Annotated in this window: 26 protein-coding genes, 4 tRNA genes and 1 pseudogene; 24 read left to right on the top strand and 7 right to left on the bottom strand. The window is 63.2% G+C overall.

The window, feature by feature from the left end; genetic code table 11:
- The first annotated feature begins 117 nt into the window (after positions 1–117).
- The 8 genes from lepA (at position 118) to nagZ (ending at position 8,303) form a co-directional block, all read left to right on the top strand.
- Positions 118–1,911 carry a translation elongation factor 4 gene (gene lepA, locus HWX36_RS08775; RefSeq protein WP_175951725.1) on the top strand — a complete coding sequence of 598 codons (1,794 nt, stop codon included), beginning with the start codon at positions 118–120 and terminating at the stop codon, positions 1,909–1,911.
- 16 nt (positions 1,912–1,927) lie between these two features.
- Complete coding sequence (gene lepB / locus HWX36_RS08780) at positions 1,928–2,821, top strand: signal peptidase I (protein ID WP_175951726.1); 894 nt, start codon at positions 1,928–1,930, stop codon at positions 2,819–2,821.
- 153 nt (positions 2,822–2,974) lie between these two features.
- Positions 2,975–4,201 (top strand): ribonuclease III, encoded by a 1,227-nt coding sequence (gene rnc, locus HWX36_RS08785; RefSeq protein ID WP_175951727.1) that lies wholly within the window; start codon positions 2,975–2,977, stop codon positions 4,199–4,201.
- Between the two features lie 60 nt (positions 4,202–4,261).
- Complete coding sequence (era, locus tag HWX36_RS08790; protein WP_069256156.1) at positions 4,262–5,161, top strand: GTPase Era; 900 nt, start codon at positions 4,262–4,264, stop codon at positions 5,159–5,161.
- Entirely contained in the window at positions 5,148–5,984 is an 837-nt protein-coding gene (recO, locus tag HWX36_RS08795; protein ID WP_011351416.1) for a DNA repair protein RecO, read from the top strand. The genes era and recO overlap by 14 nt, the downstream gene beginning before the upstream one ends.
- Entirely contained in the window at positions 5,981–6,757 is a 777-nt protein-coding gene (gene pdxJ / locus HWX36_RS08800) for a pyridoxine 5'-phosphate synthase (protein ID WP_031400031.1), read from the top strand. Before recO ends, pdxJ begins: the two co-directional genes overlap by 4 nt.
- A gap of 72 nt (positions 6,758–6,829) precedes the next feature.
- A complete protein-coding gene (acpS, locus tag HWX36_RS08805) occupies positions 6,830–7,258 on the top strand; it encodes a holo-ACP synthase (protein ID WP_175951728.1) in 429 nt (142 codons plus the stop codon).
- 16 nt (positions 7,259–7,274) lie between these two features.
- Positions 7,275–8,303, top strand: a complete 1,029-nt coding sequence (gene nagZ / locus HWX36_RS08810; protein ID WP_175951729.1) for a beta-N-acetylhexosaminidase — start codon at positions 7,275–7,277, stop codon at positions 8,301–8,303.
- A 189-nt stretch (positions 8,304–8,492) separates the two neighbouring features.
- On the opposite strand, the gene HWX36_RS08815 is transcribed toward nagZ, so the two are convergent.
- The 3 genes from HWX36_RS08815 to earP form a co-directional block, all read right to left on the bottom strand.
- Positions 8,493–9,878 (bottom strand): sigma-54 dependent transcriptional regulator, encoded by a 1,386-nt coding sequence (locus tag HWX36_RS08815; protein WP_175951730.1) that lies wholly within the window; start codon positions 9,876–9,878, stop codon positions 8,493–8,495.
- Positions 9,879–10,146: 268 nt separating this feature from the next.
- Positions 10,147–10,704, bottom strand: coding sequence for an elongation factor P (gene efp, locus HWX36_RS08820; protein WP_011351421.1), 558 nt, complete (start codon positions 10,702–10,704; stop codon positions 10,147–10,149).
- A gap of 128 nt (positions 10,705–10,832) precedes the next feature.
- Positions 10,833–12,023 carry an elongation factor P maturation arginine rhamnosyltransferase EarP gene (earP, locus tag HWX36_RS08825; RefSeq protein ID WP_175951731.1) on the bottom strand — a complete coding sequence of 397 codons (1,191 nt, stop codon included), beginning with the start codon at positions 12,021–12,023 and terminating at the stop codon, positions 10,833–10,835.
- 76 nt (positions 12,024–12,099) lie between these two features.
- On the opposite strand from earP, the gene uvrC reads away from it, so the two are divergent.
- The 13 genes and pseudogenes from uvrC to HWX36_RS08890 all read left to right on the top strand — a co-directional run bounded on the left by uvrC (position 12,100) and on the right by HWX36_RS08890 (position 21,516).
- Positions 12,100–14,133, top strand: coding sequence for an excinuclease ABC subunit UvrC (uvrC, locus tag HWX36_RS08830; RefSeq protein WP_175951732.1), 2,034 nt, complete (start codon positions 12,100–12,102; stop codon positions 14,131–14,133).
- Between the two features lie 90 nt (positions 14,134–14,223).
- A complete protein-coding gene (gene pgsA, locus HWX36_RS08835; RefSeq protein ID WP_175951733.1) occupies positions 14,224–14,811 on the top strand; it encodes a CDP-diacylglycerol--glycerol-3-phosphate 3-phosphatidyltransferase in 588 nt (195 codons plus the stop codon).
- 135 nt (positions 14,812–14,946) lie between these two features.
- Positions 14,947–15,022: transfer RNA gene (locus HWX36_RS08840), tRNA-Gly, on the top strand.
- Positions 15,023–15,075: 53 nt separating this feature from the next.
- A tRNA-Gly gene (locus tag HWX36_RS08845) sits at positions 15,076–15,151 on the top strand.
- 52 nt (positions 15,152–15,203) lie between these two features.
- Positions 15,204–15,279: transfer RNA gene (locus HWX36_RS08850), tRNA-Gly, on the top strand.
- A 100-nt stretch (positions 15,280–15,379) separates the two neighbouring features.
- Positions 15,380–15,453, top strand: a tRNA-Cys gene (locus HWX36_RS08855).
- A 355-nt stretch (positions 15,454–15,808) separates the two neighbouring features.
- Positions 15,809–16,099, top strand: a pseudogene (locus HWX36_RS37055) (DNA adenine methylase); the annotation flags it as partial.
- Positions 16,100–16,602: 503 nt separating this feature from the next.
- Positions 16,603–17,055 (top strand): TadE/TadG family type IV pilus assembly protein, encoded by a 453-nt coding sequence (locus HWX36_RS08865; protein ID WP_175951734.1) that lies wholly within the window; start codon positions 16,603–16,605, stop codon positions 17,053–17,055.
- A gap of 21 nt (positions 17,056–17,076) precedes the next feature.
- The gene (locus tag HWX36_RS08870) at positions 17,077–17,526 is read left to right on the top strand and encodes a TadE/TadG family type IV pilus assembly protein (protein WP_175951735.1); all 450 of its coding nucleotides are present in this window, start codon (positions 17,077–17,079) and stop codon (positions 17,524–17,526) included.
- Between the two features lie 34 nt (positions 17,527–17,560).
- A complete protein-coding gene (locus HWX36_RS08875) occupies positions 17,561–18,868 on the top strand; it encodes a pilus assembly protein TadG-related protein (RefSeq protein WP_175951736.1) in 1,308 nt (435 codons plus the stop codon).
- Positions 18,869–19,550: 682 nt separating this feature from the next.
- The gene (locus HWX36_RS08880; protein ID WP_175951737.1) at positions 19,551–20,612 is read left to right on the top strand and encodes a TadG family pilus assembly protein; all 1,062 of its coding nucleotides are present in this window, start codon (positions 19,551–19,553) and stop codon (positions 20,610–20,612) included.
- A 38-nt stretch (positions 20,613–20,650) separates the two neighbouring features.
- Positions 20,651–20,941 (top strand): hypothetical protein, encoded by a 291-nt coding sequence (locus HWX36_RS08885; protein WP_175951738.1) that lies wholly within the window; start codon positions 20,651–20,653, stop codon positions 20,939–20,941.
- Positions 20,942–21,003: 62 nt separating this feature from the next.
- Entirely contained in the window at positions 21,004–21,516 is a 513-nt protein-coding gene (locus tag HWX36_RS08890; protein ID WP_175951739.1) for a hypothetical protein, read from the top strand.
- On the opposite strand, the gene HWX36_RS08895 is transcribed toward HWX36_RS08890, so the two are convergent.
- Entirely contained in the window at positions 21,474–22,022 is a 549-nt protein-coding gene (locus tag HWX36_RS08895) for a GNAT family N-acetyltransferase (RefSeq protein ID WP_175951740.1), read from the bottom strand. The genes HWX36_RS08890 and HWX36_RS08895 overlap by 43 nt on opposite strands.
- A gap of 58 nt (positions 22,023–22,080) precedes the next feature.
- Positions 22,081–22,704, bottom strand: a complete 624-nt coding sequence (locus tag HWX36_RS08900; protein ID WP_175951741.1) for a helix-turn-helix domain-containing protein — start codon at positions 22,702–22,704, stop codon at positions 22,081–22,083.
- A gap of 148 nt (positions 22,705–22,852) precedes the next feature.
- On the opposite strand from HWX36_RS08900, the gene HWX36_RS08905 reads away from it, so the two are divergent.
- Positions 22,853–23,089 carry a ParD-like family protein gene (locus HWX36_RS08905; RefSeq protein WP_175951834.1) on the top strand — a complete coding sequence of 79 codons (237 nt, stop codon included), beginning with the start codon at positions 22,853–22,855 and terminating at the stop codon, positions 23,087–23,089.
- A complete protein-coding gene (gene map / locus HWX36_RS08910) occupies positions 23,089–23,895 on the top strand; it encodes a type I methionyl aminopeptidase (RefSeq protein ID WP_175951742.1) in 807 nt (268 codons plus the stop codon). The genes HWX36_RS08905 and map overlap by 1 nt, the downstream gene beginning before the upstream one ends.
- A gap of 152 nt (positions 23,896–24,047) precedes the next feature.
- On the opposite strand, the gene HWX36_RS08915 is transcribed toward map, so the two are convergent.
- Positions 24,048–24,551 carry a GAF domain-containing protein gene (locus HWX36_RS08915; RefSeq protein ID WP_175951743.1) on the bottom strand — a complete coding sequence of 168 codons (504 nt, stop codon included), beginning with the start codon at positions 24,549–24,551 and terminating at the stop codon, positions 24,048–24,050.
- A gap of 102 nt (positions 24,552–24,653) precedes the next feature.
- Positions 24,654–25,571 carry a LysR family transcriptional regulator gene (locus tag HWX36_RS08920; protein WP_175951744.1) on the bottom strand — a complete coding sequence of 306 codons (918 nt, stop codon included), beginning with the start codon at positions 25,569–25,571 and terminating at the stop codon, positions 24,654–24,656.
- A gap of 109 nt (positions 25,572–25,680) precedes the next feature.
- Here HWX36_RS08920 and HWX36_RS08925 point away from each other — a divergent pair, with 109 nt between their 5' ends.
- Complete coding sequence (locus HWX36_RS08925; RefSeq protein WP_175951745.1) at positions 25,681–26,553, top strand: pirin family protein; 873 nt, start codon at positions 25,681–25,683, stop codon at positions 26,551–26,553.
- Positions 26,554–26,608: the final 55 nt, after the last annotated feature.

A 26,608-nucleotide genomic window follows, 5' to 3' on the forward strand; every position in this document is an offset into this window, starting at 1 on the left:
TTGGAAATACCGCCCGGCTGAAGGCCTTTTCGGCTAAAATAACCTGTTTTTGCACCGACTTACACAAGGCGTGCTCCGCAGTCGTCGAGCGCGCCTTTTTCGCTTGATCGGCACTGAATGGATCATATTCGCAATTTCTCGATCATCGCGCACATCGACCATGGCAAGTCGACGCTCGCGGATCGCATCATCCAGGTATGCGGCGGCCTCGCCGATCGTGAAATGGAGGCGCAGGTGCTCGATTCGATGGATATCGAGCGCGAGCGCGGCATCACGATCAAGGCGCAGACAGCCGCGCTGTCCTATCGCGCGCGCGACGGCAAGGTCTACAACCTGAACCTGATCGACACGCCGGGGCACGTCGACTTCTCGTACGAAGTCAGCCGTTCGCTGTCCGCGTGCGAAGGCGCGCTGCTGGTCGTCGATGCGAGCCAGGGCGTCGAGGCGCAGACGGTCGCAAACTGCTATACGGCGATCGAGCTCGGCGTCGAGGTCGTTCCCGTGCTGAACAAGATCGACCTGCCGGCGGCGAACCCCGAGAACGCGATCGAGGAGATCGAGGACGTGATCGGCATCGACGCGACCGACGCAACGCGTTGCAGCGCGAAGACGGGCCTCGGCGTCGAGGACGTGCTCGAGTCGCTGATCGCGAAGGTGCCGCCGCCGAAGGGCGATCCGGCCGCGCCGCTGCAGGCGCTCATCATCGACTCGTGGTTCGACAACTACGTCGGCGTCGTGATGCTGGTGCGCATCGTCAACGGCACGCTGCGCCCGAAGGACAAGATCAAGATGATGGCGACCGGCGCGCAGTATCCGGTCGAGCACGTCGGCGTGTTCACGCCGAAGTCGCGCAATCTCGATTCGCTGTCGGCGGGGCAGGTGGGCTTCATCATCGCGGGCATCAAGGAACTGACGGCCGCGAAGGTCGGCGATACCGTCACGCACGTGGCCAAGGCCGCCACCGAGCCGCTGCCGGGCTTCAAGGAAGTGAAGCCGCAGGTGTTCGCGGGGCTGTATCCGGTCGAGGCGAACCAGTACGACGCGCTGCGCGAATCGCTCGAGAAGCTGAAGCTGAACGACGCATCGCTGCAGTACGAGCCGGAAGTGTCGCAGGCGCTCGGGTTCGGTTTCCGCTGCGGCTTCCTCGGGCTGCTGCACATGGAAATCGTGCAGGAGCGGCTCGAACGCGAGTTCGACATGGATCTCATCACGACCGCACCGACGGTCGTCTACGAGGTCGTGCAGAGCGACGGATCGACGATCATGGTCGAGAACCCGGCAAAGATGCCGGAGCCGGGCCGCATCGCCGAAGTCCGCGAGCCGATCGTCACCGTGAACCTGTACATGCCGCAGGATTACGTGGGCTCGGTGATCACGCTGTGCGAGCAGAAGCGCGGCTCGCAGATCAACATGCAGTATCACGGCCGCCAGGTGCAGCTCACGTACGAGATCCCGATGGCCGAGATCGTGCTCGACTTCTTCGATCGCCTGAAGTCGGTGTCGCGCGGCTATGCGTCGATGGACTACGAGTTCAAGGAATACCGTTCGTCGGACGTCGTGAAGGTCGACATGCTGATCAACGGCGACAAGGTTGATGCGCTGTCGATCATCGTGCACCGTTCGCAGTCGCAATATCGCGGCCGCGAAGTTGCGGCGAAGATGCGCGAGATCATCCCGCGCCAGATGTATGACGTGGCGATCCAGGCCGCGATCGGCGCGCACATCGTTGCGCGTGAGAACATCAAGGCGCTGCGCAAGAACGTGCTCGCGAAGTGCTACGGCGGCGACATCACGCGAAAGAAGAAACTGCTCGAGAAGCAGAAGGAAGGCAAGAAGCGGATGAAGCAGGTGGGTTCGGTCGAGATCCCGCAGGAAGCGTTCCTTGCGATCTTGCGCGTCGAAGACAAATAACAGGGCTGATCCTTTTATGAATTTTGCGCTGATTCTTTTTGTGCTCGTCATCTTGACGGGCGTAGCGTGGGTGCTGGACAAACTGGTGTTCCTGCCGCGGCGACGCAAGGCGGCCGACTCGGCGATCGAGGAGTTCGATCGCCAGCAGTCGCGCATCGACAAGCGTTTCGCGGATGAAAACGCGGCGCAGACGCGTTCGAAGCTGCGCGACGAGAAGCTGCGCCAGCCGTGGTGGCTCGAGTACACCGCGAGCTTCTTCCCGGTGATCCTGGCGGTGTTCGTCGTGCGTTCGTTCGTCGTCGAGCCGTTCAAGATTCCGTCGGGCTCGATGGTGCCGACGCTGCTCGTTGGCGATTTCATCCTCGTCAACAAGTTCGAGTACGGGCTGCGCCTGCCGGTCACGAACACGAAGATCACGCAGGGCAGCCCGCTGTCGCGCGGCGACGTCGTCGTGTTCCGCTATCCGAAGGACGAGTCGGTCGACTACATCAAGCGCGTGATCGGCCTGCCGGGCGATACCGTCGCGTACCAGGACAAGCAGCTCACGATCAACGGCCAGCCGGTGCCCGAAACGCCGCTGCCCGATTTCTTCGACGACGAGCGCCAGAATTACGCGAAGCAGTTCGAGGAAACGATCGGCAACAAGAAGAACGCGATCCTCAACAACCCGGCCGTGCCGCCGTTCGTGATGGGCGCATACGACTATCCGTTTCGCGACAACTGCACGTACAACAGCCGCGGCGTGATCTGCAAGGTGCCGCCCGGCCACTACTTCATGATGGGCGACAACCGCGACAACAGTGCGGACAGCCGCTACTGGGGTTTCGTGCCGGACCAGAACATCGTCGGCCGCGCGTTCTTCATCTGGATGAACTTCAGCGACCTGAAGCGCATCGGTTCCTTCAACTGATCGCATTCGAATCACTCGCACTACGCGACGCACGGGCCGCGTCGCGTATTGCCGAACTACTTTAAGAACCGGCGGTAACACCGCCTCGTCACGCCTTTTCGTGTCCGGCCGTGCCGTTTCGGCCCGACCGGCGCCCGCGTTATACTCCTGCACATGCCCTCATCCCAGTTGGAAAGCCGGCTGCGCTACGAATTTCGCAATGCGGAATTGTTGCGCCAGGCTTTGACCCATCGTAGTCACAGTGCCACGCACAACGAACGGCTCGAGTTTCTCGGCGATTCCGTTCTGAATTGCGCGGTGGCTGCCCTTTTGTTCCAGCGTTTCAGCAAGCTGGACGAAGGCGATCTGTCGCGCGTACGCGCCAACCTCGTCAAACAGCAGTCGCTATACGAAATTGCTCAGGCCCTGAATATCTCGGACGGGCTGCGGCTTGGCGAGGGCGAGCTGCGCAGCGGCGGGTTCCGCCGCCCGTCGATCCTCGCGGACGCGTTCGAAGCCATCATCGGGGCCGTGTTCCTCGATGGCGGCTTCGAAGCCGCCCAAGGGGTCATCAAGCGCCTCTATATCCCGATTCTCGACCACATCGATCCGCGCACGCTCGGCAAGGACGCGAAGACGCTGCTGCAGGAGTACCTGCAGGGGCACAAGATCGCGCTGCCGACCTACACGGTGGTCGCGACGCATGGTGCGGCGCACAATCAGCAATTCGAAGTCGAATGCACGGTGCCGAAGCTCGACGTGAAGGTGTCGGGCTCCGGTGCAAGCCGGCGTGCGGCCGAGCAGGCCGCCGCGAAGAAGGCGCTCGATGAGGTGATGGCAGCCGCGCCGATGCTGGCCGCCAAACCGAAGCGCTCGAAGAACGCGCGCGGGTCGAAGCATGTCGAACCCGAAATCGTGCCGGGCGTGAAGGGCGTGCAGGAAGCGCTCGACCTGCGCTCGCCGGAGCGGAAGGAACGTGCGGCAGCGCGCGAGGCGAGGGCGGCCGGTGCGGCGCCCGCGGCAAGCGCTGCGGCCGGTTCCGAGCCGGCCGCGGCGCCGATGGCCGCGATTCGCGCGGCGCATGTCGACGCGGCTGCGGAGAAGGGCGAACGGGCGGCAAAGCCTGCGGCCGACAAGGTAGTCGACAAGCCGGCCGAGCGAGCCGACAAGACCGCTGAGAAGCCCGCCGAAGCCGTGCCCGCTGCCCGTGCGGCCGACAAGCCGGCGGGTCAGGCAGCCGATCCGGCAGCGTCGTCCGCCGACAAGTCTTCCGCCGGTACCGACTCCGCTTCGCGTGCGGCCGCGCGTACACGCGACGCCGCGGCACCGGATTCCGAGACGCCGCCGGGCCGCGCAAGCCTTGCCGCCGCGCAGGCGCGCGTGGCCGATGCCGACCACTGAATTGCCCATCGATCGTGCCGCGCGCCGCGCGGCCGTTTCCGAACCAGTCTCCCAAACGATATGAACACTCCCGCTCCTACCGGTTTCCGTTGCGGCATGATCGCGATCGTGGGCCGCCCGAACGTCGGCAAGTCGACGTTGATGAACGCACTCGTCGGCCAGAAGATCAGCATCACGTCACGCAAGGCGCAGACGACCCGCCACCGCATCACCGGCATCAATACGTTCGACGACGCGCAATTCGTGTTCGTCGACACGCCGGGATTCCAGACCCGTCACAGCACCGCGCTGAACCGCTCGCTGAACCGCGCGGTCACGTCGACGCTCACGTCGGTCGACGTGATCCTGTTCGTGATCGAGGCCGGCCGCTTCGGGCCCGACGACCAGAAGGTGCTCGACCTGATCCCGCCCGGCATGCCGACGCTGCTGATCGCGAACAAGATCGACCGCGTGACCGACAAGGCGACGCTGTTTCCGTTCATGCAGCAGATGAGCACGCTGCGCGAATTCACGGAGCTCGTGCCGCTGTCGGCCCAGCGCCCGGAAGACATCAAGCGCCTGCTGGACACGATCAAGCCGTACCTGCCGGAAGGCGAGCCGATCTACGGCGAGGACGAACTGACCGACCGCAGCTCGCGTTTCCTCGCAGCCGAAATCCTGCGCGAGAAAGTGTTTCGCTGGACCGGTGACGAACTGCCGTACACGAGCACCGTGCTGATCGACAAGTTCGAAGAGGAAGGGCGCCTGAAGCGTATCTTCGCGACGATCCTCGTCGAGCGCGATTCGCACAAGGCGATGGTGATCGGCAAGAAGGGCGAGAAGCTCAAGCAGATCAGCACCGAGGCGCGGATGGACATGGAGAAGCTGTTCGACGGCCCCGTGTACCTCGAGACCTTCGTGAAGGTGAAGAGCGGCTGGGCCGACAACGAGGCGGGGCTGCGCGCCTATGGGTACGAATGACGCGCTGACGTCGACTGAAGACGCGGTGACGGCCGGCGCGAACGACGCGCCGCTGCCGGCGCCGCCTGAACCGCCGCGCAAGGCGCGGCGCGCGACGTCTCGCACGTCCGATTTCCGTGTCGCCGAGCAGCCGGCGTACGTGCTGCACAGTTACCCGTATCGGGAAACGAGCCTGATCATCGACGTGCTGACGCGTGATCATGGCCGGCTCGCGCTCGTCGCGAAGGGCGCGAAGCGCCCGCATTCCGCGCTGCGCGGCGTACTGCAGACCTTCCAGCCGCTGCTGCTGTCCTGGTCCGGCAAATCCGAAGTGCGCACGCTGACGGGCGCCGAGTGGGTCGGCGGGATGCTGCCGCTCGGCGGCGACGGTTTGCTGTGCGGTTTCTACGCGAACGAACTGCTCGTGAAATTCTGCGCGCGCGAAGATCCTCAGCCGCCGCTCTTCAATCATTACGTGCTGACCCTCACGCGCCTCGCGCACGGCGAGCCCGCGGTGCAGGTGCTGCGCTCGTTCGAGCGCGTGCTGCTGCGCGAGACCGGTTACGCGATGGCGCTGAACCGCACGGTCGCGCGCCGCGCGGTCGAGCCTGACCGTCGTTACGTGTTCGATCCCGAGCGCGGCGTGCGCAATGCGGACGATGAAGTCCCATCGCACTGGCCGGTGATTTCCGGGCAGACGTTGCTCGATATGGAGCAGGACGATTACCATCGAGCCCAGACGGTTGCGCAAAGCAAGACGCTGATGCGCTTCCTGCTGAACACTTATCTCGGCGGTACGCCGCTTGCCACGCGTCAGATCCTGATCGACCTGCAGAACCTATGAGCTTCTTCCTGACAACGCCCACCGCCATCGACCTCGGCGTGAACATCGACCACGTCGCGACGCTGCGCAATGCGCGCGGCACGACCTATCCCGATCCGATCCGCGCGGCGCTCGCCGCAGAAGAAGCGGGTGCGGATGCGATCACGCTGCACCTGCGCGAGGATCGCCGCCACATCGTCGATGCGGATGTGCGCAAGCTGCGCCCGCTGCTGAAGACGCGCATGAACCTCGAATGCGCGGTGACGGCCGAGATGCTCGATATCGCATGCGAAGTGCGCCCGCACGACGCGTGCCTCGTACCCGAGAAGCGCGAGGAACTGACGACCGAAGGCGGTCTCGATGTCGCCGGCCACTTCGAGGCCGTACGTGCGGCATGCAAGCAGCTTGCCGACGTGGGGGTGCGTGTATCGCTGTTCATCGACCCGGACGAGACGCAGATCCGTGCCGCGCACGAAGCGGGCGCGCCGGTGATCGAGCTGCATACGGGACGTTACGCCGAAGCGCACGACGAAGCCGAACAGCAGCGCGAATACGAGCGCATCGTCGCGGGCGTTCAGGCCGGCGCGCAACTCGGTCTGAAGGTCAATGCCGGTCACGGGCTGCACTACACGAACGTGCAGCAGATCGCCGCGATCGACGGCATCGTCGAACTGAACATCGGCCACGCGATCGTCGCGCACGCGATTTTCGCGGGCTGGGACAACGCGGTGCGCGAAATGAAGGCGATCATGGTCGCCGCACGCGTTGCCGCGCTGCATGGCGGCGCGCGTTGAAGATGACGTGCTGCCGCGCGTCGCGCGTCATGCCTGACCCGGCCCGGCCGGTTCGTATCGGCGGGTACTGACATGGCGATCTACGGCATCGGTACCGATATCGCCCAGGTGAGCCGCATCGCGGCCGTGCTCGAACGCACGGGCGGCCGGTTTGCCGAGAAGGTGCTGGGCCCCGACGAACTGCGCGTGTTCCATGCGCGCCGTGCCCGCTCCGAGGCGCGCGGCATCGCGTTCCTCGCGACGCGCTTTTCCGCGAAGGAAGCGTTCTCGAAGGCGATTGGGCTCGGCATGCACTGGCCGATGACGTGGCGTGCGCTGCAGACCCTGAACCACCCGAGCGGCGAGCCGTACGTGATCGCGTCGGGCGAGCTGGCCGACTGGCTTGCCGCCCGTGGCATCACGGCGCGCGTGACGGTCAGCGACGAACGCGACTACGCGGTGTCGTTCGTGGTCGCCGAGACGGACGCCGCGCCTGCACCTGTTTCCCGAACCTCCTCCTGACGGAATTCCCGATTCGATGAAAACGACTCCCGGCCCGGTCATGCTCGACGTCGTCGGCACGGCCCTGTCGCGCGACGATGCGCGGCGTCTCGCGCATCCGAATACCGGCGGCGTGATCCTGTTCGCGCGGCACTTCCAGAATCGCGCGCAGCTGACCGCGCTGACCGATTCGATTCGCGCGGTGCGCGAAGACATCCTGATCGCCGTCGATCACGAAGGCGGGCGCGTGCAGCGTTTTCGCACCGACGGTTTCACGGTGCTGCCGGCGATGCGCCGCCTCGGCGAGCTGTGGGATCGCGACGTGCTGCTCGCGACGCAGGTCGCCACGGCCGTCGGCTACATCCTGGCCGCCGAGCTGCGTGCATGCGGAATCGACATGAGCTTCACGCCCGTGCTCGACCTCGACTACGGGCACTCGAAAGTGATCGGCGATCGCGCGTTCCACCGCGATCCGCGCGTCGTCACGCTGCTCGCGAAGAGCCTGAACCACGGGCTGTCGCTCGCCGGGATGGCGAACTGCGGCAAGCATTTCCCGGGGCACGGCTTCGCGGAGGCCGACTCGCACGTCGCGCTGCCGACCGACGACCGGACGCTCGACGCGATTCTCAAGGAGGACGTCGCACCGTACGACTGGCTCGGCCTGTCGCTGTCCGCGGTGATTCCCGCGCACGTGATCTACACGCAGGTCGACAAGCGGCCGGCCGGTTTCTCGCGCGTGTGGCTGCAGGACATCCTGCGCGGGCGGCTCGGCTTCACCGGCGCGATCTTCAGCGACGACCTGTCGATGGAAGCCGCGCGCGAAGGCGGCACGCTCACGCAGGCGGCCGACGCCGCGCTCGCGGCCGGTTGCGACATGGTGCTCGTCTGCAACCAGCCGGACGCGGCTGAGGTCGTGCTGAACGGGCTGAAAGCACGGGCAACGGACGAGTCGGTGCGACGCATCAAGCGGATGCGCGCGCGTGGCAAGGCGCTCAAGTGGGAGAAGCTGATCGCGCAGCCCGAGTATCTGCAGGCGCAGGCGCTGTTGAGCAGCGCACTGGCCTGAGCGGGGAGGAGGCGGTTCGGTCTGCGCCGTTCCGGTCACGGAAACAACGAGCCGCGCAATCGCGCGGCTTTTTTATGGATTGCTGCCGGTACGAACCGAGCAGCCTCAGGAATCAAGCAGGTTGGCGAAGCGAGTCTAGATGCAACTAACGGTCAACGCCTGCCAGTGCCTTCGAGCATCGCCGCCCGCTCAGTTCACCTTCATCCGCTGCAGCTTGTTGTACAGCGTCTTCGGGCTGATGCCGAGCAGCGTTGCCGCTCGGTGGCGCGTGCCGCCGACTGCGTCGAGCGTCGCGCGGATCAGCAGATCCTCGACGTCGGACAGCGGCGTGCCGACCTTGATCTGCACGCTGCTGCCGTTCAGCGCGGCGCCGGCCGAGAAGCTCGGCTCGCCCGCGCGCAGCGTCTCGATGAAATCGCCCGACGCGTCGTACGCAAAGCGCACGCGCTCCTGCAGTTCGCGCACGTTGCCCGGCCATTCGTAGGACAGGCACTCGCGCACGAAGCCAGGCGCCGCGCGCTTGTCGGTCGTGCTGCGGCCGGTTGCGCGCGCTTCGCGGTTCAGCTCGTCGATCAGCGCATCCGCGATCGCGAGTGCGTCGCCGTCGCGCTCGCGCAGCGGCGGCATCGTGATCGACGCCGCATCGAGGCGCAACCAGAGATCCTCGCGCAGCGTGCCGTTCGCGACCGCTTCGCGCGCCGGGCGCCGCGTGGTCGCGATCAGCCGGAAATCGCTCGTGATCGAGCTCGTGCCGCCGATCCGCATGAAGTTCTGCGAATCAAGCGCATGCAGCAGCGCTTCCTGCAGCACGAGCGGCAGCGCGGTGATTTCGTCGAGGAACAGCGTGCCGCCGCCGGCCTGCTCGAACAGACCCGATTCGCGGCGCTCGGCACCGTCGAACGCGCCGCGCTCATGGCCGAACAGTATGCTGTCGAGCGATGCGCCATGCCGGCCGGCCTGTGCGATCGTCCGGCAGTCGAACGACACGAACGGCCCCTTGCGGCGCCGGCTCAGGTCGTGCAGCGTGCGCGCGGCCAGCTTCTTGCCGGTACCGGCTTCGCCCGCGAACAGGACGGCCGTTTCGGTGCGCGCGTTGTGCTCGATCATGTCGTACACGTGCTGCATCGCGTCGCTGCGGCCGACCAGCGCGCCGAAGCGGCCGAGATGGCGCAGCGAGGCGCGCAACGACTGCACTTCGTCGATCAGTTCGTACGGGCGCGGAATCCGCGCGAGCAGGCTGCGCAGGCGCGGAATGTTGATCGGCTTCAGCAGGTAGTCCCAGATACCGTGACGCAGGCCCTCGATGGCGCTTTCGACCGTCGCATTGCCGGTCAGCACGATGACGGGCAGCGAGCCGTTCGGCTGTTGCTGCGGCAGGTGCTGGAGCAGGTCGAACCCGCTGCCGTCCGGCAGATTCAGGTCGACGAGAACGACATCGGGAATCGAGCGGCCGAGCGCCGTGCGCGCTTCGGCGAGCGACGTGGCCGTGTCGACCGAGAAGCCGTCCGCGGCGAGCAGCGCGGTGAGACCGGACAGACTGTTGGGATCGTCTTCGACAATCAGGGCGTGTGGCATGGTGGACGCGAGTCGAGTCAAGAGAGGCGGGCTGTCGGCCAACGGGGCCGCAGCCGCATGTCAGATTAAAAACTGATTTTATGCCCCGCTGAACGCGTAACGAGCATTATTTCTCCGGCGCTATAAAACAGTTACCGATGATACAAATTGAATATCTTTACCGGTGGATTTTGTGCTTTACATCAGCCTGACTTCCGTCCGGTTGTTGGCGCCGGACAAACAAAAAGCGCCCCGAAGGGCGCTTTGTTCGATGCGGTATCGCTCGCGATTACGCGCGGCTGCGGTATTCGTTCGTACGCGTATCGATTTCGATCTTGTCGCCGGTGTTGCAGAACAGCGGCACTTGCAGTTCGAAGCCCGTTGCGAGCTTGGCGTTCTTCAGCACCTTGCCCGACGACGTGTCGCCCTTGACGGCCGGCTCCGTGTAGGTGATCTCGCGAACGAGGACCGTCGGCAGTTCGACCGAGATGGCCTTCTCGTTGTAGAACACGACTTCGCAAGCCATGCCGTCTTCGAGGTAGTTCAGCGCTTCGCCCATCATTTCCGCTTCGACTTCGAACTGGTTGTAGTCGGCGTCCATGAACACGTACATCGGATCGGCGAAGTACGAGTACGTCACTTCCTTGCGGTCGAGCACGACGACGTCGAACTTGTCATCAGCCTTGTAGACCGCTTCCTGGCCTGCGTTCGTCAGCAGGTTCTTCATCTTCATCTTGACGACGGCGGAGTTACGGCCCGACTTGTTGTATTCGGCCTTGGCGATGACCCATGCGTCGCTGCCGATCTGCACGACGTTGCCTACGCGGAGTTCCTGTGCGGTTTTCATAAAAAAACTGTCCTGATCAAATCAAATAAATAGGTGCCTGAGCGTTGCGCAACGGGTGAGGCGCCAAGCTTACTTTTCCGGTGGACGCCAAAAGCGAGCGCTTGCCTGGTCAGCCGTCGGATAACCGCTTATTTTAACTGAGATTTTGCGTATTCCGCCAGCTTTCCGGCGAGATCGCCGACGGCCGCGAGCGCATCGGCCCAGCGGGCCGCGTTGGCGTCCAGTGCGGCGCGGTGCTGCCAGAAATCGGCCCAGTCGGGCGTGCCGACGCCGTTCCATGCGTGCCAGAATCGCTCGAGCGCCGCGCGCGGCGCGTCGGCGAGGCCGGCCGACAGGTGCGCGAGCGCGGCGTCGAGCTTCGGCAGGTGCACGTCGTCGGCCTGCGGGTAGATGTGCCACACGAACGGCTTGCGTGCCCACTGCGCGCGGACGAACGAATCCTCGCCGCGCACGAAATTGATGTCGGCCACCCACAGCAAGGGATCGTAGTCGGCCTGGGGGACGAACGCGAGCCCGTGAGCCGCCAGGTTACCGCTGCGCGCATGCGCGCCCGCGCCGAATGACTCGACCCCGAAAAAACGGGCGACGGCAGGCGACACGCGGCCGGCCGGCACGAGTGCGACGACCGGCGACGGGCCGTCGCGCCACTGCGCGAGCAGTGCATCGACGGCCGGATTCTCGTACGCGAACAGGCTGACGACCGTCGTGCCGGCGGCCGGCGGCGCGCCGCCGGTCGCGCGCTGCCACCAGGCGTCGCGTGCCGCCGCGTCGGTTTCGAAGGCCGTGCGGCGCGCATCGAGGTCGTGCTCCTTCGGGACGCCGCCGGTGCCTGCCGACAGGCCGGGGAAGAAAAACGTCTTCAGCAGCGGATAGCGCGGATGCGGCGATGGCCGCAGATGAAAATCGGCGACCCAGTCCTCGGCGCTCAGGTATTCGAGGTTGATCCACACGGGGCGACGCGCCCGGCGCGCCATCGCCGCGAGATACGCGCCGGGCAGCTCGCACGCGAATGCTTCGATCACGACGTCGGCGATCTCCAGCGCGTCGCCGGCTTCCGCATGCCAGTGCTCGATCACGATCGCATCGACCGTCTGCCGCCCCGCGTCGGCATCGACCCCGGGCAGCAGGCGCGCGAAGGTGCGCAGGTCGTCGACGAACAGGCGAACCTGCCAGCCGTGCTCGTGCGCGAGCTGGCGCGCGACGCGCCAGCAGACGCCGATGTCGCCGAAATTGTCGATTACCGTACAGAAGAGGTCGCAGGCGATCGGTTCGCCCGGCGCGAGCGGCGCGGCGGGCAGGGGGGCGGTGGTGCGGGGCATCGAAGCGGGCCGGTGAATGCTCTAAACTGGCGATTCTAATAGACCCGTTCCGCGTTACAAGGCGCCCGGATCACGCATGACATCCCCTGAAGCTTCCGATACCCCGTTCGAACCGAAGAAGATCCTTGCGCAGTTGCCGCACATGCCGGGCGTCTATCGCTATTACGACACGGCGGGTGCCGTGCTCTATGTCGGCAAGGCGCGCGACCTGAAGAAGCGCGTATCGAGCTATTTCACGAAGACGCAGCTGTCGCCGCGCATCGCGATGATGGTCACGCGCATCGCGCGTATCGAGACGACCGTCACGCGCTCGGAGGCCGAGGCGCTGCTGCTCGAGAACAACCTGATCAAGGCGCTCGCGCCGCGCTACAACATCCTGTTTCGCGACGACAAGTCGTATCCGTACCTGAAGCTCACCGCACACCGCTTTCCGCGGATGGCCTACTACCGCGGCTCGGTCGACAAGCAGAACCAGTATTTCGGGCCGTTCCCGAGCGCCTGGGCCGTGCGCGAGAGCATCCAGATCCTGCAGCGCGTGTTCCAGTTGCGCACCTGCGAGGATTCGGTCTTCAACAACCGCACGCGGCCGTGCCTGCTGCACCAGATCGGGCGCTGCACCGCGCCGTGCGTCGGCGCGATCTCCGACGAGGATTACGCGATCGACGTATCGAACGCCGCGCGTTTCCTGCTCGGCCGGCAGTCCGAAGTGATGAAGGAGCTCGAGCAGAAGATGCACGTGTTCGCGGCCGAACTGAAATTCGAGCAGGCGGCGGCCGTGCGCAACCAGATGAGCTCGCTCGCGACAGTGCTGCACCAGCAGGCGATCGAGGTCGGCGGCGACAGCGACGTCGACATCCTGGCCGTCGTCGCACAGGGCGGGCGCGTATGCGTGAACCTCGCGATGGTGCGCGGCGGCCGGCATCTCGGCGACAAGGCGTATTTCCCGACGCACGTCGAAAGCGCGCTGACGCTCGCCGAGGGCGGTCTCGGCGACGAGTCCGAGCTGGCGGAGGCGGCCGATGCGGCCGCCTCCGCCATGCCCGACCTGCCCGCGGAAGAAACCGGCCGCGCGCGCAGCGATGCGGCGGCGTCGGTCGAGGCCGAGGTGCTCGACGCGTTCATCGCGCAGCACTATCTCGGCAATCGCGTGCCGCCGGTGCTGGTCGTGAGCCATGCGCCCGCGAGCCGCGACCTGCTCGAGCTGCTGTCCGAACAGGCTGGCCACAAGGTGTCGCTGGTGCGGCAGCCGCAGGGGCAGCGGCGTGCGTGGTTGTCGATGGCCGAACAGAATGCGCAGATCGCGCTCATGCGGTTGCTGTCCGAGCAGGGCTCGCAGCAGGCGCGCACGCGTGCGCTCGCGGAAACGCTCAGCTACGAATGCGACGATCTCGCGACGCTGCGGATCGAATGCTTCGACATCAGTCATACGATGGGCGAGGCGACGCAGGCGTCGTGCGTGGTCTACCACCATCACAAGATGCAGTCGGGCGAATACCGCCGCTACAACATCACCGGGATCACGCCGGGCGACGACTACGCGGCGATGCGGCAGGTGCTCACGCGCCGCTACGAGAAGATGGTCGAGCAGGCCGCGCAGGCGGCTGCCGCCGACGATGCGGCCGGCATCGACGGCGAGTCGACGCGCCAGGCCGAGGCGTCGAGCCTGCTGCCGAACATCGTGCTGATCGACGGCGGCAAGGGTCAGGTCGAAATCGCGCGCCAGGTATTCACCGAGCTCGGTCTCGACACGTCGATGCTGGTCGGCGTCGCGAAAGGCGAGGGGCGCAAGGTCGGCCTCGAGACGCTTGTGTTCGCGGACGGCCGCACGCCGCTCGAGCTCGGCAAGGAGAGCGCCGCGCTGATGCTGGTCGCGCAGATTCGCGACGAGGCGCACCGCTTCGCGATCACCGGCATGCGCGCAAAGCGGGCGAAGGCGCGCCAGACGTCGCGGCTCGAGGAACTCGAGGGCGTCGGCGCGAAGCGCCGGCAGCGGCTGCTCGCGCGATTCGGCGGGTTGCGCGGCGTGGTTGCCGCGAGCGTCGAGGAACTCGCGAGCGTCGAGGGCATTTCGCACGCGCTCGCCGAGCAGATCTACAAGCAGCTTCACTGACGCGGCCGTGCGGCCGGCTGCCTTGCCAGCGTTCTTGTGGCAGGCCGGTCGACACGGCACAATTGCGAATCCTTTACTGTCCCGCATGCCATGCCGTTCAATTTCCCGATTTTCCTGACGTGGGTACGGATCGTGCTGATTCCGCTCGTCGTCGGCGTGTTCTATCTGCCGGACACGGTGATAGGCGGCGCGCACCGCAATCTCGCGGCGGCGGCGATCTTCATCCTCGCGGCGCTGACCGACTGGTTCGACGGCTATCTCGCCCGCAAGTGGAACCAGACGTCGTCGTTCGGCGCATTTCTCGACCCGGTGGCGGACAAGCTGATGGTGACGGCCGCGCTGCTGATCCTCGTGCAGATTTCGCGGGTCGACGCGGCGATTGCACTCGTGATCGTCGGCCGCGAGATCGCGATTTCGGCGCTGCGCGAGTGGATGGCGCAGATCGGCGCATCGAAGAGCGTCGCGGTGAACCAGCTCGGCAAGTTCAAGACCGCATGCCAGATGGTCGCGATCCCGATGCTGCTGTTCTATGGGCCGCTGCCGCTCGGCGTCGTGACGATCGACACGCGTGTGTGGGGCGAATGGCTCATGTATCTCGCCGCGGTGCTGACGATCTGGTCGATGCTGTACTACATGAAGCTCGCGTGGCCGCAAATTCGGGAGCGCGGCGGCGCGTGATGCGTCCGGTCGAGCGGGTTTTTGTAAAAAGGGCTGGAAAAGCCCTTGACACACGAATGCGCCTTCGACATAATCTCGCTTCTCCGCTGCACGACGAAGTAAGTGTGTGACGGGGAAGCAGTAGCGTAGTGATACGCGGGAGTAGCTCAGTTGGTAGAGCGCAACCTTGCCAAGGTTGAGGTCGCGAGTTCGAGACTCGTCTCCCGCTCCAGATTTTTTCTGGCAGCGTGTTGTACGGCAAAGCGCTGCAGATGCAGGACACATGCGGGAGTAGCTCAGTTGGTAGAGCGCAACCTTGCCAAGGTTGAGGTCGCGAGTTCGAGACTCGTCTCCCGCTCCAGATTTTTTCTGGCAGCGTGTTGTACGGCAAAGCGCTGCAGATGCAGGACAATGCGGGAGTAGCTCAGTTGGTAGAGCGCAACCTTGCCAAGGTTGAGGTCGCGAGTTCGAGACTCGTCTCCCGCTCCAAGTAATGGGGAAGCCACGCTTCCCTTTTTATTTGATGGACTTTCGGTCCTCGAATAAAAAATCTGTCGCTTGCCTCACGGCATCCGGACAGTCCGCTTTTGGCGCGATAGCAAAGCGGTTATGCAGCGGCCTGCAAAGCCGTTTAGGCCGGTTCGACTCCGGCTCGCGCCTCCAAGTAAGAAGAGAAAAAGCCCTGAGAAATCAGGGCTTTTTCTTTTTCCAGCTCCGCTTCATCCTTGTAAGAGAGCCGCCGAGCGTGGTACGAAGTCGCCTCTAACCGCTCAAGAAACACGCGTAACCACACCGAAGTCGGCGCTTTGGCCGTATAGGCGGGTTCGCGTCAGTACACGGCGACCAAGCGATTACGCCCCGCTGAAACGTGGGAATACATCATCCGACGTTTGAAGCTCCCCCCAAGCCGCTTTCCCTGACGCTCCAATCCGAAGAAGAGCGCGACGCGTATGTTGCTCGTCTCGAGCAACTGCTCGATGCCTGCATCGTGCCGGCGGATATAGTCGAACAGCGGGAGATGATTTCAACGACGCTGGATGCAATTCGCGAGTATCCGCGTCGTGTCATCGCGCGTTTCCCGGCACATGACCGCTACGTCGAGGTGTTCGTGGGCGGGGCCCGGTTGTACTGCCTTCGACCGCCAGCAAAGGTCGAGGTGGTCAACGATGTCAGTGGCGAATTGATCAATCTGTATCGTCGTGTCGTGGAGCACCACCCGGAGGCGTTCGTGCGCCAGCTCAAATGGGCGCTGACGAGCCGGCAGGTGTTCGAGTGGCTAATGCAGGCGATCCCGGAAACACTCGCCGATCCAACTTGCGGGCTTGTTCTAAAGACGAAGGAGTCGGACGGTGATCGTGCCGATCATCCGATATTCATATGCTCGCCGCATCAAAGCGTGTTTGCGTGTAAGGGCACTAACGTTTCGGCGTTGAAACATCCCCCCGGCTGGATGCAGATTTTTCCCTGGCTGCGTCGCGGTGCGTCCAGTGTGTTCGGCCATCTGGCCGCATGCGCAAATCCTGTCAAATAGCTTTCGCATTATCTCAGCCCAGCCACTGGCTTGCTTGTGGAGATTCGCGGTCTCTTTCAGTCAGCGGTCTCCACGCATCAACGCTTCCGGAAAATGCGTTTCAGACCTGAAACAAGGCGGCGCTGAGGACTGGTTCGCACGCCGCTTAGGCGTTGCGTTTCCTTAAGCGACGCGCATTGGCACGAATCTGGCATAGAACCGGTCGGCCTGGTTGTAGCTCGATAGCGTGAATGTGATCCAAGAATCCACGCATCACCTTCAAACGTCAAACGGGGACCGTCATGCGAAAAAGAATACAGCGGGGAGTTGTGACGGTTGAATTTTCGCTATTGCTCCCGGTTCTGTTGCTGATACTTCTTGGAATTGCACAGTTCTCGTGGATGATTTCAAATTTTATTATCGTAACGTACGCGACGTCGGTCGGTGCGCATCAACTTGCCTCTGAGCGCGGATTTTCGACTCCGTATTCTGACACGGTATCCAGCATTACAAATGCGCTCGGCCCAATTCGTACCGGGATTAATATTTCAACTTCCGTGAACGGATCACCTTGTACATCCGATTCTACCTGCAAAGCTGCATTAGGGACAATGGCCAATGCGCTGGCGGCCGGCTCAACCGTGACAGTAACAATTGCCGAGACATTCAGTCCGTTGTATTCCGGCTCCTGGGGTTCATTGGCTAATATCATGCCGAAAAACATTACGTCGACGATGATTGAGGTGATTCAGTAATTTCGCGAAGGGGCTAACACTATGAAATCTCAAGAGGGATCTGCGGCCATCGAAATGGCGGTGACGATGCCGGTCATCCTTTTGGTTCTATTGGGTATCGCGCAATTCGGATGGCTCCTTGTCAATTATATAGCGGTTGGTAACGCTGCTTCATCCGCGGCGCGAACGTTCGCTTCGCAGAGAGGCACGACAACGCCGTACACCACAACATTGGCGCAAGCAAAGGCGGCGGCTTCATTCCTTAACCAGAGCAGCATTACGATTTCCACATCCGTCAATAGCATTGCATGTACGGACGACGCGGGTTGTGCAGCTGATCTTGCCCCGGCCTCGAGCGCGGCAGTAAACGTGCCCATCACGGTCAGCGTGAATTATTCGGGTTTCAATCCTGTTGTCTCGGCAAATTATCTCAACTTGAAATCGATGATGCCGTCACTGTTGGCTGCGACTGTTACCGCGCGTGTGCAATGACGATAGATCAAAAAAAGGAAAAAAGGGGAGCGGCATGAATACTTCAAAACCACGTGGCAGGACAATTCGTCATCAGCGCGGCGCAGTCGCCATCGTCGTTGCTGCATCTTTGATCGCTATTCTGGGCTTTGCCGCAATTTGCGTCGATGTCGGGTATTTGATCTACGCGCAACGGCGCTTGCAGGCGGCCACAGACGCCGCGGCACTCGCGGGTGCGACAGATCTCTGGAGTCAGTCGTGGAATACGGCATATAGCGACGCAGTCGCCTATTCGGCGGGCCAGGCCAACCAACTTCCAGGGGGGGCGACCGTCAGCTCAACGTCCGTAACCGGGCTGACTCTGACAAGTATTCAGCTTCCCTACAAACAGGCGGTGTCCGGCTATAACGGCATTCAAGTGACGCAAAAGGCGAGCGTTCCAACGTTCTTTGCGCGCGTGTTCGGTATCAAGGCGACGACTGTTTCCGCGACGTCGACCGCAGCCGCCGGTGGTGCGGGTGGACCGGCCCAGTACAACGTGATGATCATCCTCGACACGACTGCGTCGATGAACACCAACGACAGCAATTGCACGAACTCGAAGGGCGTCGTGCAAACACGTCTCGCATGCGCAAAAGCCGCCGCGTTGCAGCTTCTTCTGACGCTTACCAATGCCGGAGATAACGTGGGATTGATGGCGTTTCCTCCCATGTCCTCCAATTACTCGTTCTCGTGCAGTAGTAGTGCGCCCAGCATCGCGGGAAGCTATTCTGCGGCAGCAAGTGCCGGTTACCAATACAGCAAACTGGGAACAGGATTCCTGGGTAGCAGTGGCAGCGCCAATACAAGCTCGGGATTGGTCCAGGCACTCGGTGGTGGCTCATGCAGCGGACTCGCCGCCCAGGGTGGACTAGGGACTTACTATGCGCAGGCCATATCCGCTGCCCAGCAGTCGTTGCAGTCTCTGTCCTCGACGCAGCACCCGCCCGGTCAAAACGTCATCATTTTATTGAGCGACGGCGATGCATCGTCAAGTCAAACGCAACTTGGCGCGACATATAAGTCGAACTATGGATCAGAGTGTCAGGAGGCAATAAACATTGCCGCCACAGCGAAAGGGGCAGGGACGCTTATATACACGGTGGCATATATCGGTGGTGGTAGCGCATCGTCTACCTGTAGTGATGGAAGCGACCCTTTGTCGCCGTGCGCAACGATGCAATCCATCGCCACCGGGTCGGCTTATTTTTATTCCGACACCTGCACGAATTCAAATGGAGGTGTCGCTAATCTCAGTTCAATTTTCAGTACTATTTCTTATAGTCTGACGAAGCCGCGTCTGATTCCGGTGTCCGCCACGTGATTATTCTCGTTAGGGTTGTCGGAGGTGTGAGGTGGATAATGATCTATCCGATTCTCGCGGGCAGGGTGACCCCCGTGCGCTCACAAGAGCTTGTATTCATTGCAATGGTTTGTTGAGGGTTGGTTCAATTCGCTGTCGAATTTGTGGCTCCGAAGATCCTTTTGGCAGCAAGATGGCGCGGAAGAGGGGGGCGCTGTTTCATGGTCTGGTGGCGGTGAGTATTTTCTCGATGCTTTTCTTGGTGGTCTATGAGGCTCTGCCAATTTTTTCATTATATATTCGTCTTCGCAAATGAATTATTGGGGTGTTAATTCCGCGGTGACGCCTTGGTTGGCAGTGGGAATCTTGTCAGTCAGGGGGGCTGTAGAGCACGGAGCTGTGGGGTGAGTGTTTCGAAAAAGTGTACAATCCGTCGAAGGACTTGAAAAGTCATCGTTCGGGTTTCATGCTGCGGAGCCAGTAAGGCCTTTTTTCTCTAAGCTGATTTGGCTGGATAGTAATTTTCTTGAAAAAAACCGAGATGTTGACTATACATCGATAATTTGCAGAATATTGGCTGCAACCGCGTTTAATGGATATATGAGCTTTAGTTTCCGTTATTCATTGGATTGCTTGTATTCTTGAAAGAATCGCTCGATATCGTTGTCGCCGACGCGATCGTGGACAATGGGAACTGCAATTTATGCAATGTGTCCCCTACTGGGCCAGCAAGACACTTGACCTCAACCGGAACCCAGTGTCGAGCGAGCGAGAGCGCGGATCGGTTGCGCTCTTCTTCCTGCTGTTTTTGATTCCGCTACTGATGTTCGGCGCGTTGGCCATCGACGTTGCGTGGGTTGCGGTTGTCACCAACCAGTTGCAGAACGCGGCCGATGCGGCTGCGCTAGCGGGCGCCCGATCCTTGATGTCAGGGGCGACACTGAACTGGTCGCAGGCGGTCACGGCGGCGAACCAGGCAGTGGCACTCAACACGGCAGCAGGCGCTCAGCTATCGACCGGCACGGTTACGGCTGGCTATTGGAATTTGACACAAACGCCGTATGGAATGCAGGCCACTACGATTACGCTTGGCACTTACGATGTACCCGCCGTACAAGTCACGGTGTCGCGTAAGGCCAATGTGAACGGCGGCAATATCCCGCTTTTGCTGGGAGGCTTGCTTGGAATCTCGAGCACGCCAGGGAGCGCGACCGCGGTTGCTGTCGTAACTTCGCCAGCGGCGATCGGTGCGGGAGGGGTGTTTCCGATAGCGCTGGACCAGTGCATCTTCAACCAGTACTGGAATTCGGCGACCAACGAGCCGCTCTATTACCCGCTGACGAACATTCCGTACGAACTCACCATCACGAACGGGCAAGTGTATGGCTCGTCTTGCATCGCCGGTACCTGGACGTCATTTCTCGTCAATGCGAGCGACGTGCCAACACTCACGGGCCTCATGCAGACGGGTAATCCAACCCAACTCAGCATCGGCAATAGCATCTACCTTGCTCCTGGCGCAAAGACGGCTTTATACGGCTCGGTGCCAGTAGGTGCGACCGTGCTAATGCCTGTCGTTACAAATAGTTCGAGTTCGTCCTATGTACCCATCGTCGCGTTTGCTCCGTTTGCAATCGATGCGTCTGTCGGCGGAAGTGGCAAGTACATCATGGGGCATTTTGTGACCGGATACAGAATTCCCGCGACGGTGAGCGGTGCTGGTCCGAATTACGGTGCCTATGGCGCTCCAAAGCTTGCGTTTTGAAAGATGCGGTGTGGAAGTCAGAGGTTTCGATTCGACTCTTGAACTATATCGACAATGTTGCAGCTGTAATTTTGCAAACTCCAAAGAAAACGGGAGTGGACATGTGCCGCAACTGTGCGATTGAAAAAGAATTGGGGCATGTGCAAAGCGCGATTTACACTCTTGACAGTAAGCGAGGGGCGTTCCCGCATGGGACGATCATTGGTGACCTTGCGTATTGGCTCGCGAGACTTCAATCGATTCGTGGTATGGCCGAGCGCTGCAACTTCCCGGGGCTCAGAGATCAAGCTGACGAGCTACTAGATCAAATCTTGACGCCGCAGTATTAAGCTTGCTTGGCAGGGAACAAAAGAGCCGCACTAAATGCGGGCTCGCACCAGGAGAGCAGCGCATGGACGTTTCCTCCGCCTGCTCGATAGCTGTCGATGATCGGCAACCCGAGGCGATCCGGCCGGCGGCGGTTGCCGTCGAGAATGACGGCGAGGTGCCGGAGAGGGGCGCTGGTGTCGGAGATCGGCGTGTCGGGCATGCCGATCGTGCAGGCGTCGCGGGCCTACAGTGCCACGGCTTGAGTCATCGCCACACCTTCGATCAGGAAGTTTGCGTCGACGATGCGATGCCGTTGCATCCACCCGATGAATCCGACAATGCGCAATGGAAAAGAAACGGTTGGGGAGACCGTTTGCAACTCACATTATTCGTAATTGTCCGGGATTTTCAAGCCGATAAAGCGGATGTTTTATTTTTCGACAAACCGATTCAAATCATTCCAGTCATGGAAATGACGATTGCTCGTGTTATCGGCGCCGGTGACCGGCGCCGCCCGTCAAGGCGGGCGGCGGTCGAACGCGGCGATGCCGCTCAACCATCCACCGGCTGCGCCGGCGTTTCGAGCGTCAACTGATAGAACGCCGCGTCGAGCCACCGGCCGAACTTGAATCCCGCCTGCGTGATCGTGCCCGAGTGCACGAATCCGAGCTTCGTATGCAGTGCGATGCTTCCTACATTGGTCGCATCGATGCAGCCGACCACCACGTGCACCTGCGCTTCGCGCGCGCGCCGGACCACTTCGCGCAGCAGCACCTCGCCAAGCCCGCGGCCGCGCTGGTCGCGATGCACGTACACGCTGTGTTCGACCGTGTACTTGAAGGCCGGAAACGCGCGGAACGTACCCCAGCTCGCAAAGCCGAGCAGCGTGCCGGACGCGTCGATGGCGCCGATGACCGGGAAGCCGCCCGAGCGCTTCGCCGCGAACCACGCGACCATCGCTTCCGGCGGACGCGGCTTGTAGTCGTACAGCGCGGTCGAGGTCGCGATCGCGTCGTTCAGGATCTCGAGGATGGCCGGCGCATGCTCGGCCTCGCTGCAATCGATCAGGCGCACGTCGTCGCGCTGTTTCGGGGAATTCATACGGGCTCCTGTGGGCAGTAAGTAGGGCGCGCGCACGGCGGCTGCGATGACGCGCTCGTCAGAGGTTCCGCACGCCGCCGGCGGCAGGCGCATCGCAGATCGCGACGACATAGCGCGCGGCATGCGACGACGGATTGCTGAAAATCAGCGGCTGGTCGAGCCGCATGGCCAGGCAGTCGCCTTCGTAAAGTTCGTGAAGCTCGTCGCCGAACGTGACGTCGACGCGGCCGCTGATGATCCACACCTGCTGATGCAGCGCGCTTTCGCGTCCGCCGCTGTCGTACGCGACGCGTGCACCGGGCGGGAAATCCACTTCGACGAGCTGGATCGGCGACGGCCAGCCGGCCGGGGACAGGTTGCGGCGCACATAGCCGGACGCCGGATCTCGCCATTCGGCCTGCTGCGCGCGGCGTGCCAGCGGCTGCGCGGGCGTGTCGTGCGGGTCGCCGCTGAACAGCCCGGCCAGCGATACGCCGAGCCCGGCCGCGAGCTTGTCGAGCACGACAGCCGTCGGGCTGGCCGATGCGCGTTCGATGAGCGAAATCATCGAACGGCTGACGCCGGAGCGCGCGGCCAGTGCATCGAGCGTGTAGCCTCGTACGGTGCGCAGGTCGCGGACGCGCCGCCCGATGCGTTCGTTGATGCCGGTGTCGTCGGTAACGGCGGTGACTGCTTCTTTCATGGTGGATTCATTTTCCAGTAAATTGGAATTTGATGTCAACGACACTGACGGCGGCCGGCCAGCGGCTCGACGGGATCTGAATGGCTTGCCCGGCAGTCGCGCGCAGCTTAATATACGAACTGACTACGTTTCGTTTAATTGGGGATATATGGGCATCATCAAGATTTCCGAGCACATGCACGAGCGGCTGCGCTCGACCAGCACGGCGCTGAGCCGCTCGATCAATGCGCAGGCCGAACACTGGCTGCGCGTCGGGATGCTGGCGGAACTCAATCCGGCGCTGTCCTACGGGGACATCTGCCGGATGCTGATCGAGGCCGAAGCACGGGGCGGTGAGACGGGGCTGGCGGAACCGGTCGAGCACGGCATCGAGCAGGTGGCGTAATGGCAAAGCGAGAAATCCCGATCCGCGGCGCCGCGGAAATCGCCAAGTCGCGCGAAGCCGCGAAGCTCGCGTCGCAGGTGCTGACGATGATCACCGAGCACGTGAAGCCGGGCGTCTCCACCGACGACCTCGATGCACGCTGCCGCGAATACATCGTCGACGTGCTCGGCGCGATTCCCGCGAACATCGGCTACCACGGTTATCCGAAGACGCTGTGCACGTCGGTCAACCACGTGGTGTGTCACGGCATTCCAACGTCGCGGCCGCTGCGCGACGGCGACATCGTGAACCTCGACATCGCGGTGATCAAGGACGGCTGGTTCGGCGATACGAGCCGCATGTATTTCGTCGGCGAACCGAACGAGTTCGCGCGGCGCCTTGTCGCGACGACCTATGAGGCGATGCACGCGGGCATTCGCGCGGTGCGTCCGGGCGCCACGCTCGGCGACGTCGGCTACGCGATCCAGCAGGTCGCGCATCGCGAAGGATTCAGCGTGGTTCGCGAGTATTGCGGGCACGGCATCGGTGATGTCTATCACGACGAGCCGCAGGTGCTTCACTACGGCCGCCCGGGCACCGGCGTGCCGCTCCGGCCGGGGATGATCTTCACGATCGAGCCGATGCTCAACGCGGGCAAGCGCGACACGCGCATGCTGGCGGACGGCTGGACGGTCGTCACGAAGGACCATTCGCTGTCGGCGCAATGGGAGCACATGGTCGTGGTGACCGAAACGGGCTTCGAGGTGCTGACCGAGGACGCGAAGCCGCAGGCGTTCCCGGCGCTGTCCGGCACGCACGCCGCCTGATACCGGCCGTGCGCCGCGAAGGGCGGTGCGGCGGCACAGTGGACGGGCCCCTTTGCGGGGCCCGTTTCGTTTTCGTTCTCGGTCGTGAGACGCGATTCACATGCGAACGCGGCGACCGGTTGCCCGATGGATGAGCGTGGCCTGGCCGCCGTTTAACCGCGCGTCTTCTGCCATGCGTGTTCGATGAACACGCGGCACAGCGCTTCCATACCCTGGCGATCTTCTTCGTCGAAGCGCGCGGCGACCGGGCTGTCGACGTCCCACACGCCGATCAGCGTGCCGTCGGCTGCCACCAGCGGCACGACGATTTCCGATTCCGATGCCGCGTCGCACGCGATATGGCCGGGGAAGTCATGCACGTCGCGCACGACCTGCGTCTCCCGCGTCTGAGCGGCCGTGCCGCATACCCCCTTGCCGAGCGCGATCCGTACGCAGGCGGGCTTGCCCTGGAACGGCCCGACCACGAGTTCCGTCCCGTCGAAGAAGTAGAAGCCGGCCCAGTTGAGACGGTCGAGCGAGTGGTAGACCAGCGCGGAGAAGTTGGCCGCGTTCGCGGTCAGGTCGCGTTCGGACTCGACGAGCGCGCGTGCCTGCTCGACGAGCGTCGCGTATTGATCGGCCTTGGAGGCGTGGGGGGCGTCGGACAGCGTGAACATGGCGGGAAAGCGATCAGGGTTGTGGAATGCGCGATGCGCGTACCGCAGTCTACGGCACGCGCGCGCGGTTTGCAGCGCAACGTCGCACGTGACGCTGCGGGTTCAATCGGGTTCGAGTTCGGCAAACCGTTTCGCCAGAAAATCCAGCAGTGCGCGCACCGCGGGCAGCAACCCCCGGCGCGACGCGAACACGGCATGCACGATCTCGCGGCGCGGCGCCCAGTCGGGCAGCACGGTCACCAGCTCGCCGCGTGCGACCGCCTCGCGCACCATCATCGTCGGCAACTGCACGATGCCGACGCCCGCGGCGGCGGCCGCGCGCAGCGCGAGCATGCCGCCCGTGACGAAGCGCGGCTGGTGATGAATTTCCGCGTAAGCGCCGTCGGGCCCGCGCAGCCGCCAAACGTGCGCCGACTGCGGGGCGCCGTGATCGAGGCTGGGCAACTGCGCGAGATCGGCGGGAACGGCCGGTGCGCCATGCTCGCGCAGCAGCGCGGGGCTTGCGACGAGGCACTGGCCGCGCTCGGCCAGCACACGCAGCGCGAGATCGCTGTCTTCGAGCGGCGGCGGGCGCACGCGGATCGCAACGTCGATCCCTTCGCCGACCACGTCGACGCGACGGTTGGTCGCTTCCAGATGAATCTCGACGCGCGGGCACGCGACCATGAACGCGGCGATCATCGTGCCGACCAGCGAATCGAGCAGCACGATCGGGCAACTGACGCGCACGATGCCACGTGGCTCCTCGTGCAGCAGCGCGATCGCCTCGTCGGCAGCATCGGCCTCGACGAGCATCGCGCGGCAGTGCGCGTAATAGGTCTGGCCGACGTCGGTAACCGTGAAGCGGCGCGTCGAGCGCTGGATCAGCCGCATTCCGAGCCGCGCCTCGAGCAGCGCGATGCGGCGGCTCAGCTTCGATTTCGGCATGTCGAGCGCACGCCCGGCCGGTGCGAAGCCCCCGTGTTCGACGACCTGCACGAAGTAATAGAGATCGTTCAGATCCCGCGCTTTATCGTTCATGAAATGGAACGCTGAGTGGGATTTTGGCAGTCTACCGGATCGATCGTTCCACCACTATATTTCCACCCAGGATGCGAAACACGTGTTTCGCCGCAATTTGGAGAAGGCAATGAAGAAGATCCAGGGTGTGTACAGTGCGCCGCGCGGCCATTGGGTCGGCGACGGTTTCCCGGTGCGTTCGATGTTCAGCTACCAGTCTCACGGTGCGCACCTGAGCCCGTTCCTGCTGCTCGATTACGCCGGCCCGACCACGTTCGAGCCGGGTTCGGCCTCGGCGCCGCGCGGTGTCGGCCAGCATCCGCACCGCGGGTTCGAAACGGTGACGATCGTCTATGACGGCGAGGTCGCGCACCGCGACTCGACCGGCGCGGGCGGCGTGATCGGCCCGGGCGACGTGCAGTGGATGACGGCCGCGAGCGGGATCCTGCATGAGGAATTCCACTCGGAAGGGTTCACGCAGCGGGGCGGCCCGCTCGAGATGGTGCAGCTGTGGGTGAACCTGCCCGCTGCGGACAAGATGGGCGCGCCCGGCTACCAGACGCTGCTGAACGCCGACATCCCCGTGGTCGAGCTGCCGGACGGCGCGGGGCGGGCGCGGATCATCGCGGGTGAACTCGACGGGCGGCGCGGCCCGGCTCGCACGCATACGCCGATCGACGTGTGGGACGTGCGGCTCGCGGCCGGCGGCCATGCGCGGTTCCCGGTCGCCGAAGGGCGCACGCTCGCGGTGGTCGTGCTGGGCGGTACCGTGCAGGTGAACGGTGAGACGGTCGCCCGCGAAGCGCAGTTCGTGCAACTTGGCCGCGACGGCAGCGATGTCGAGATCGAAGCGAACGGCGACGCGAAGCTGCTGATCCTGAGCGGCGAACCGATCGACGAACCCGTCGTCGGTTACGGGCCGTTCGTGATGAACTCGCAAGCGGAGATCCGTACCGCGATCGAGGACTTCAACAGCGGCCGCTTCGGCCGGATGCCGGCATGACGGACAGGCCCCGCGCAATGCGGGGCTTTTTTGCGCGCGGGCAGCCGGTCGCGCG

Origin of the sequence: Burkholderia sp. BCC0405 (assembly GCF_902833075.1) — a bacterium.
Classification (GTDB): Bacteria; Pseudomonadota; Gammaproteobacteria; order Burkholderiales; family Burkholderiaceae; genus Burkholderia.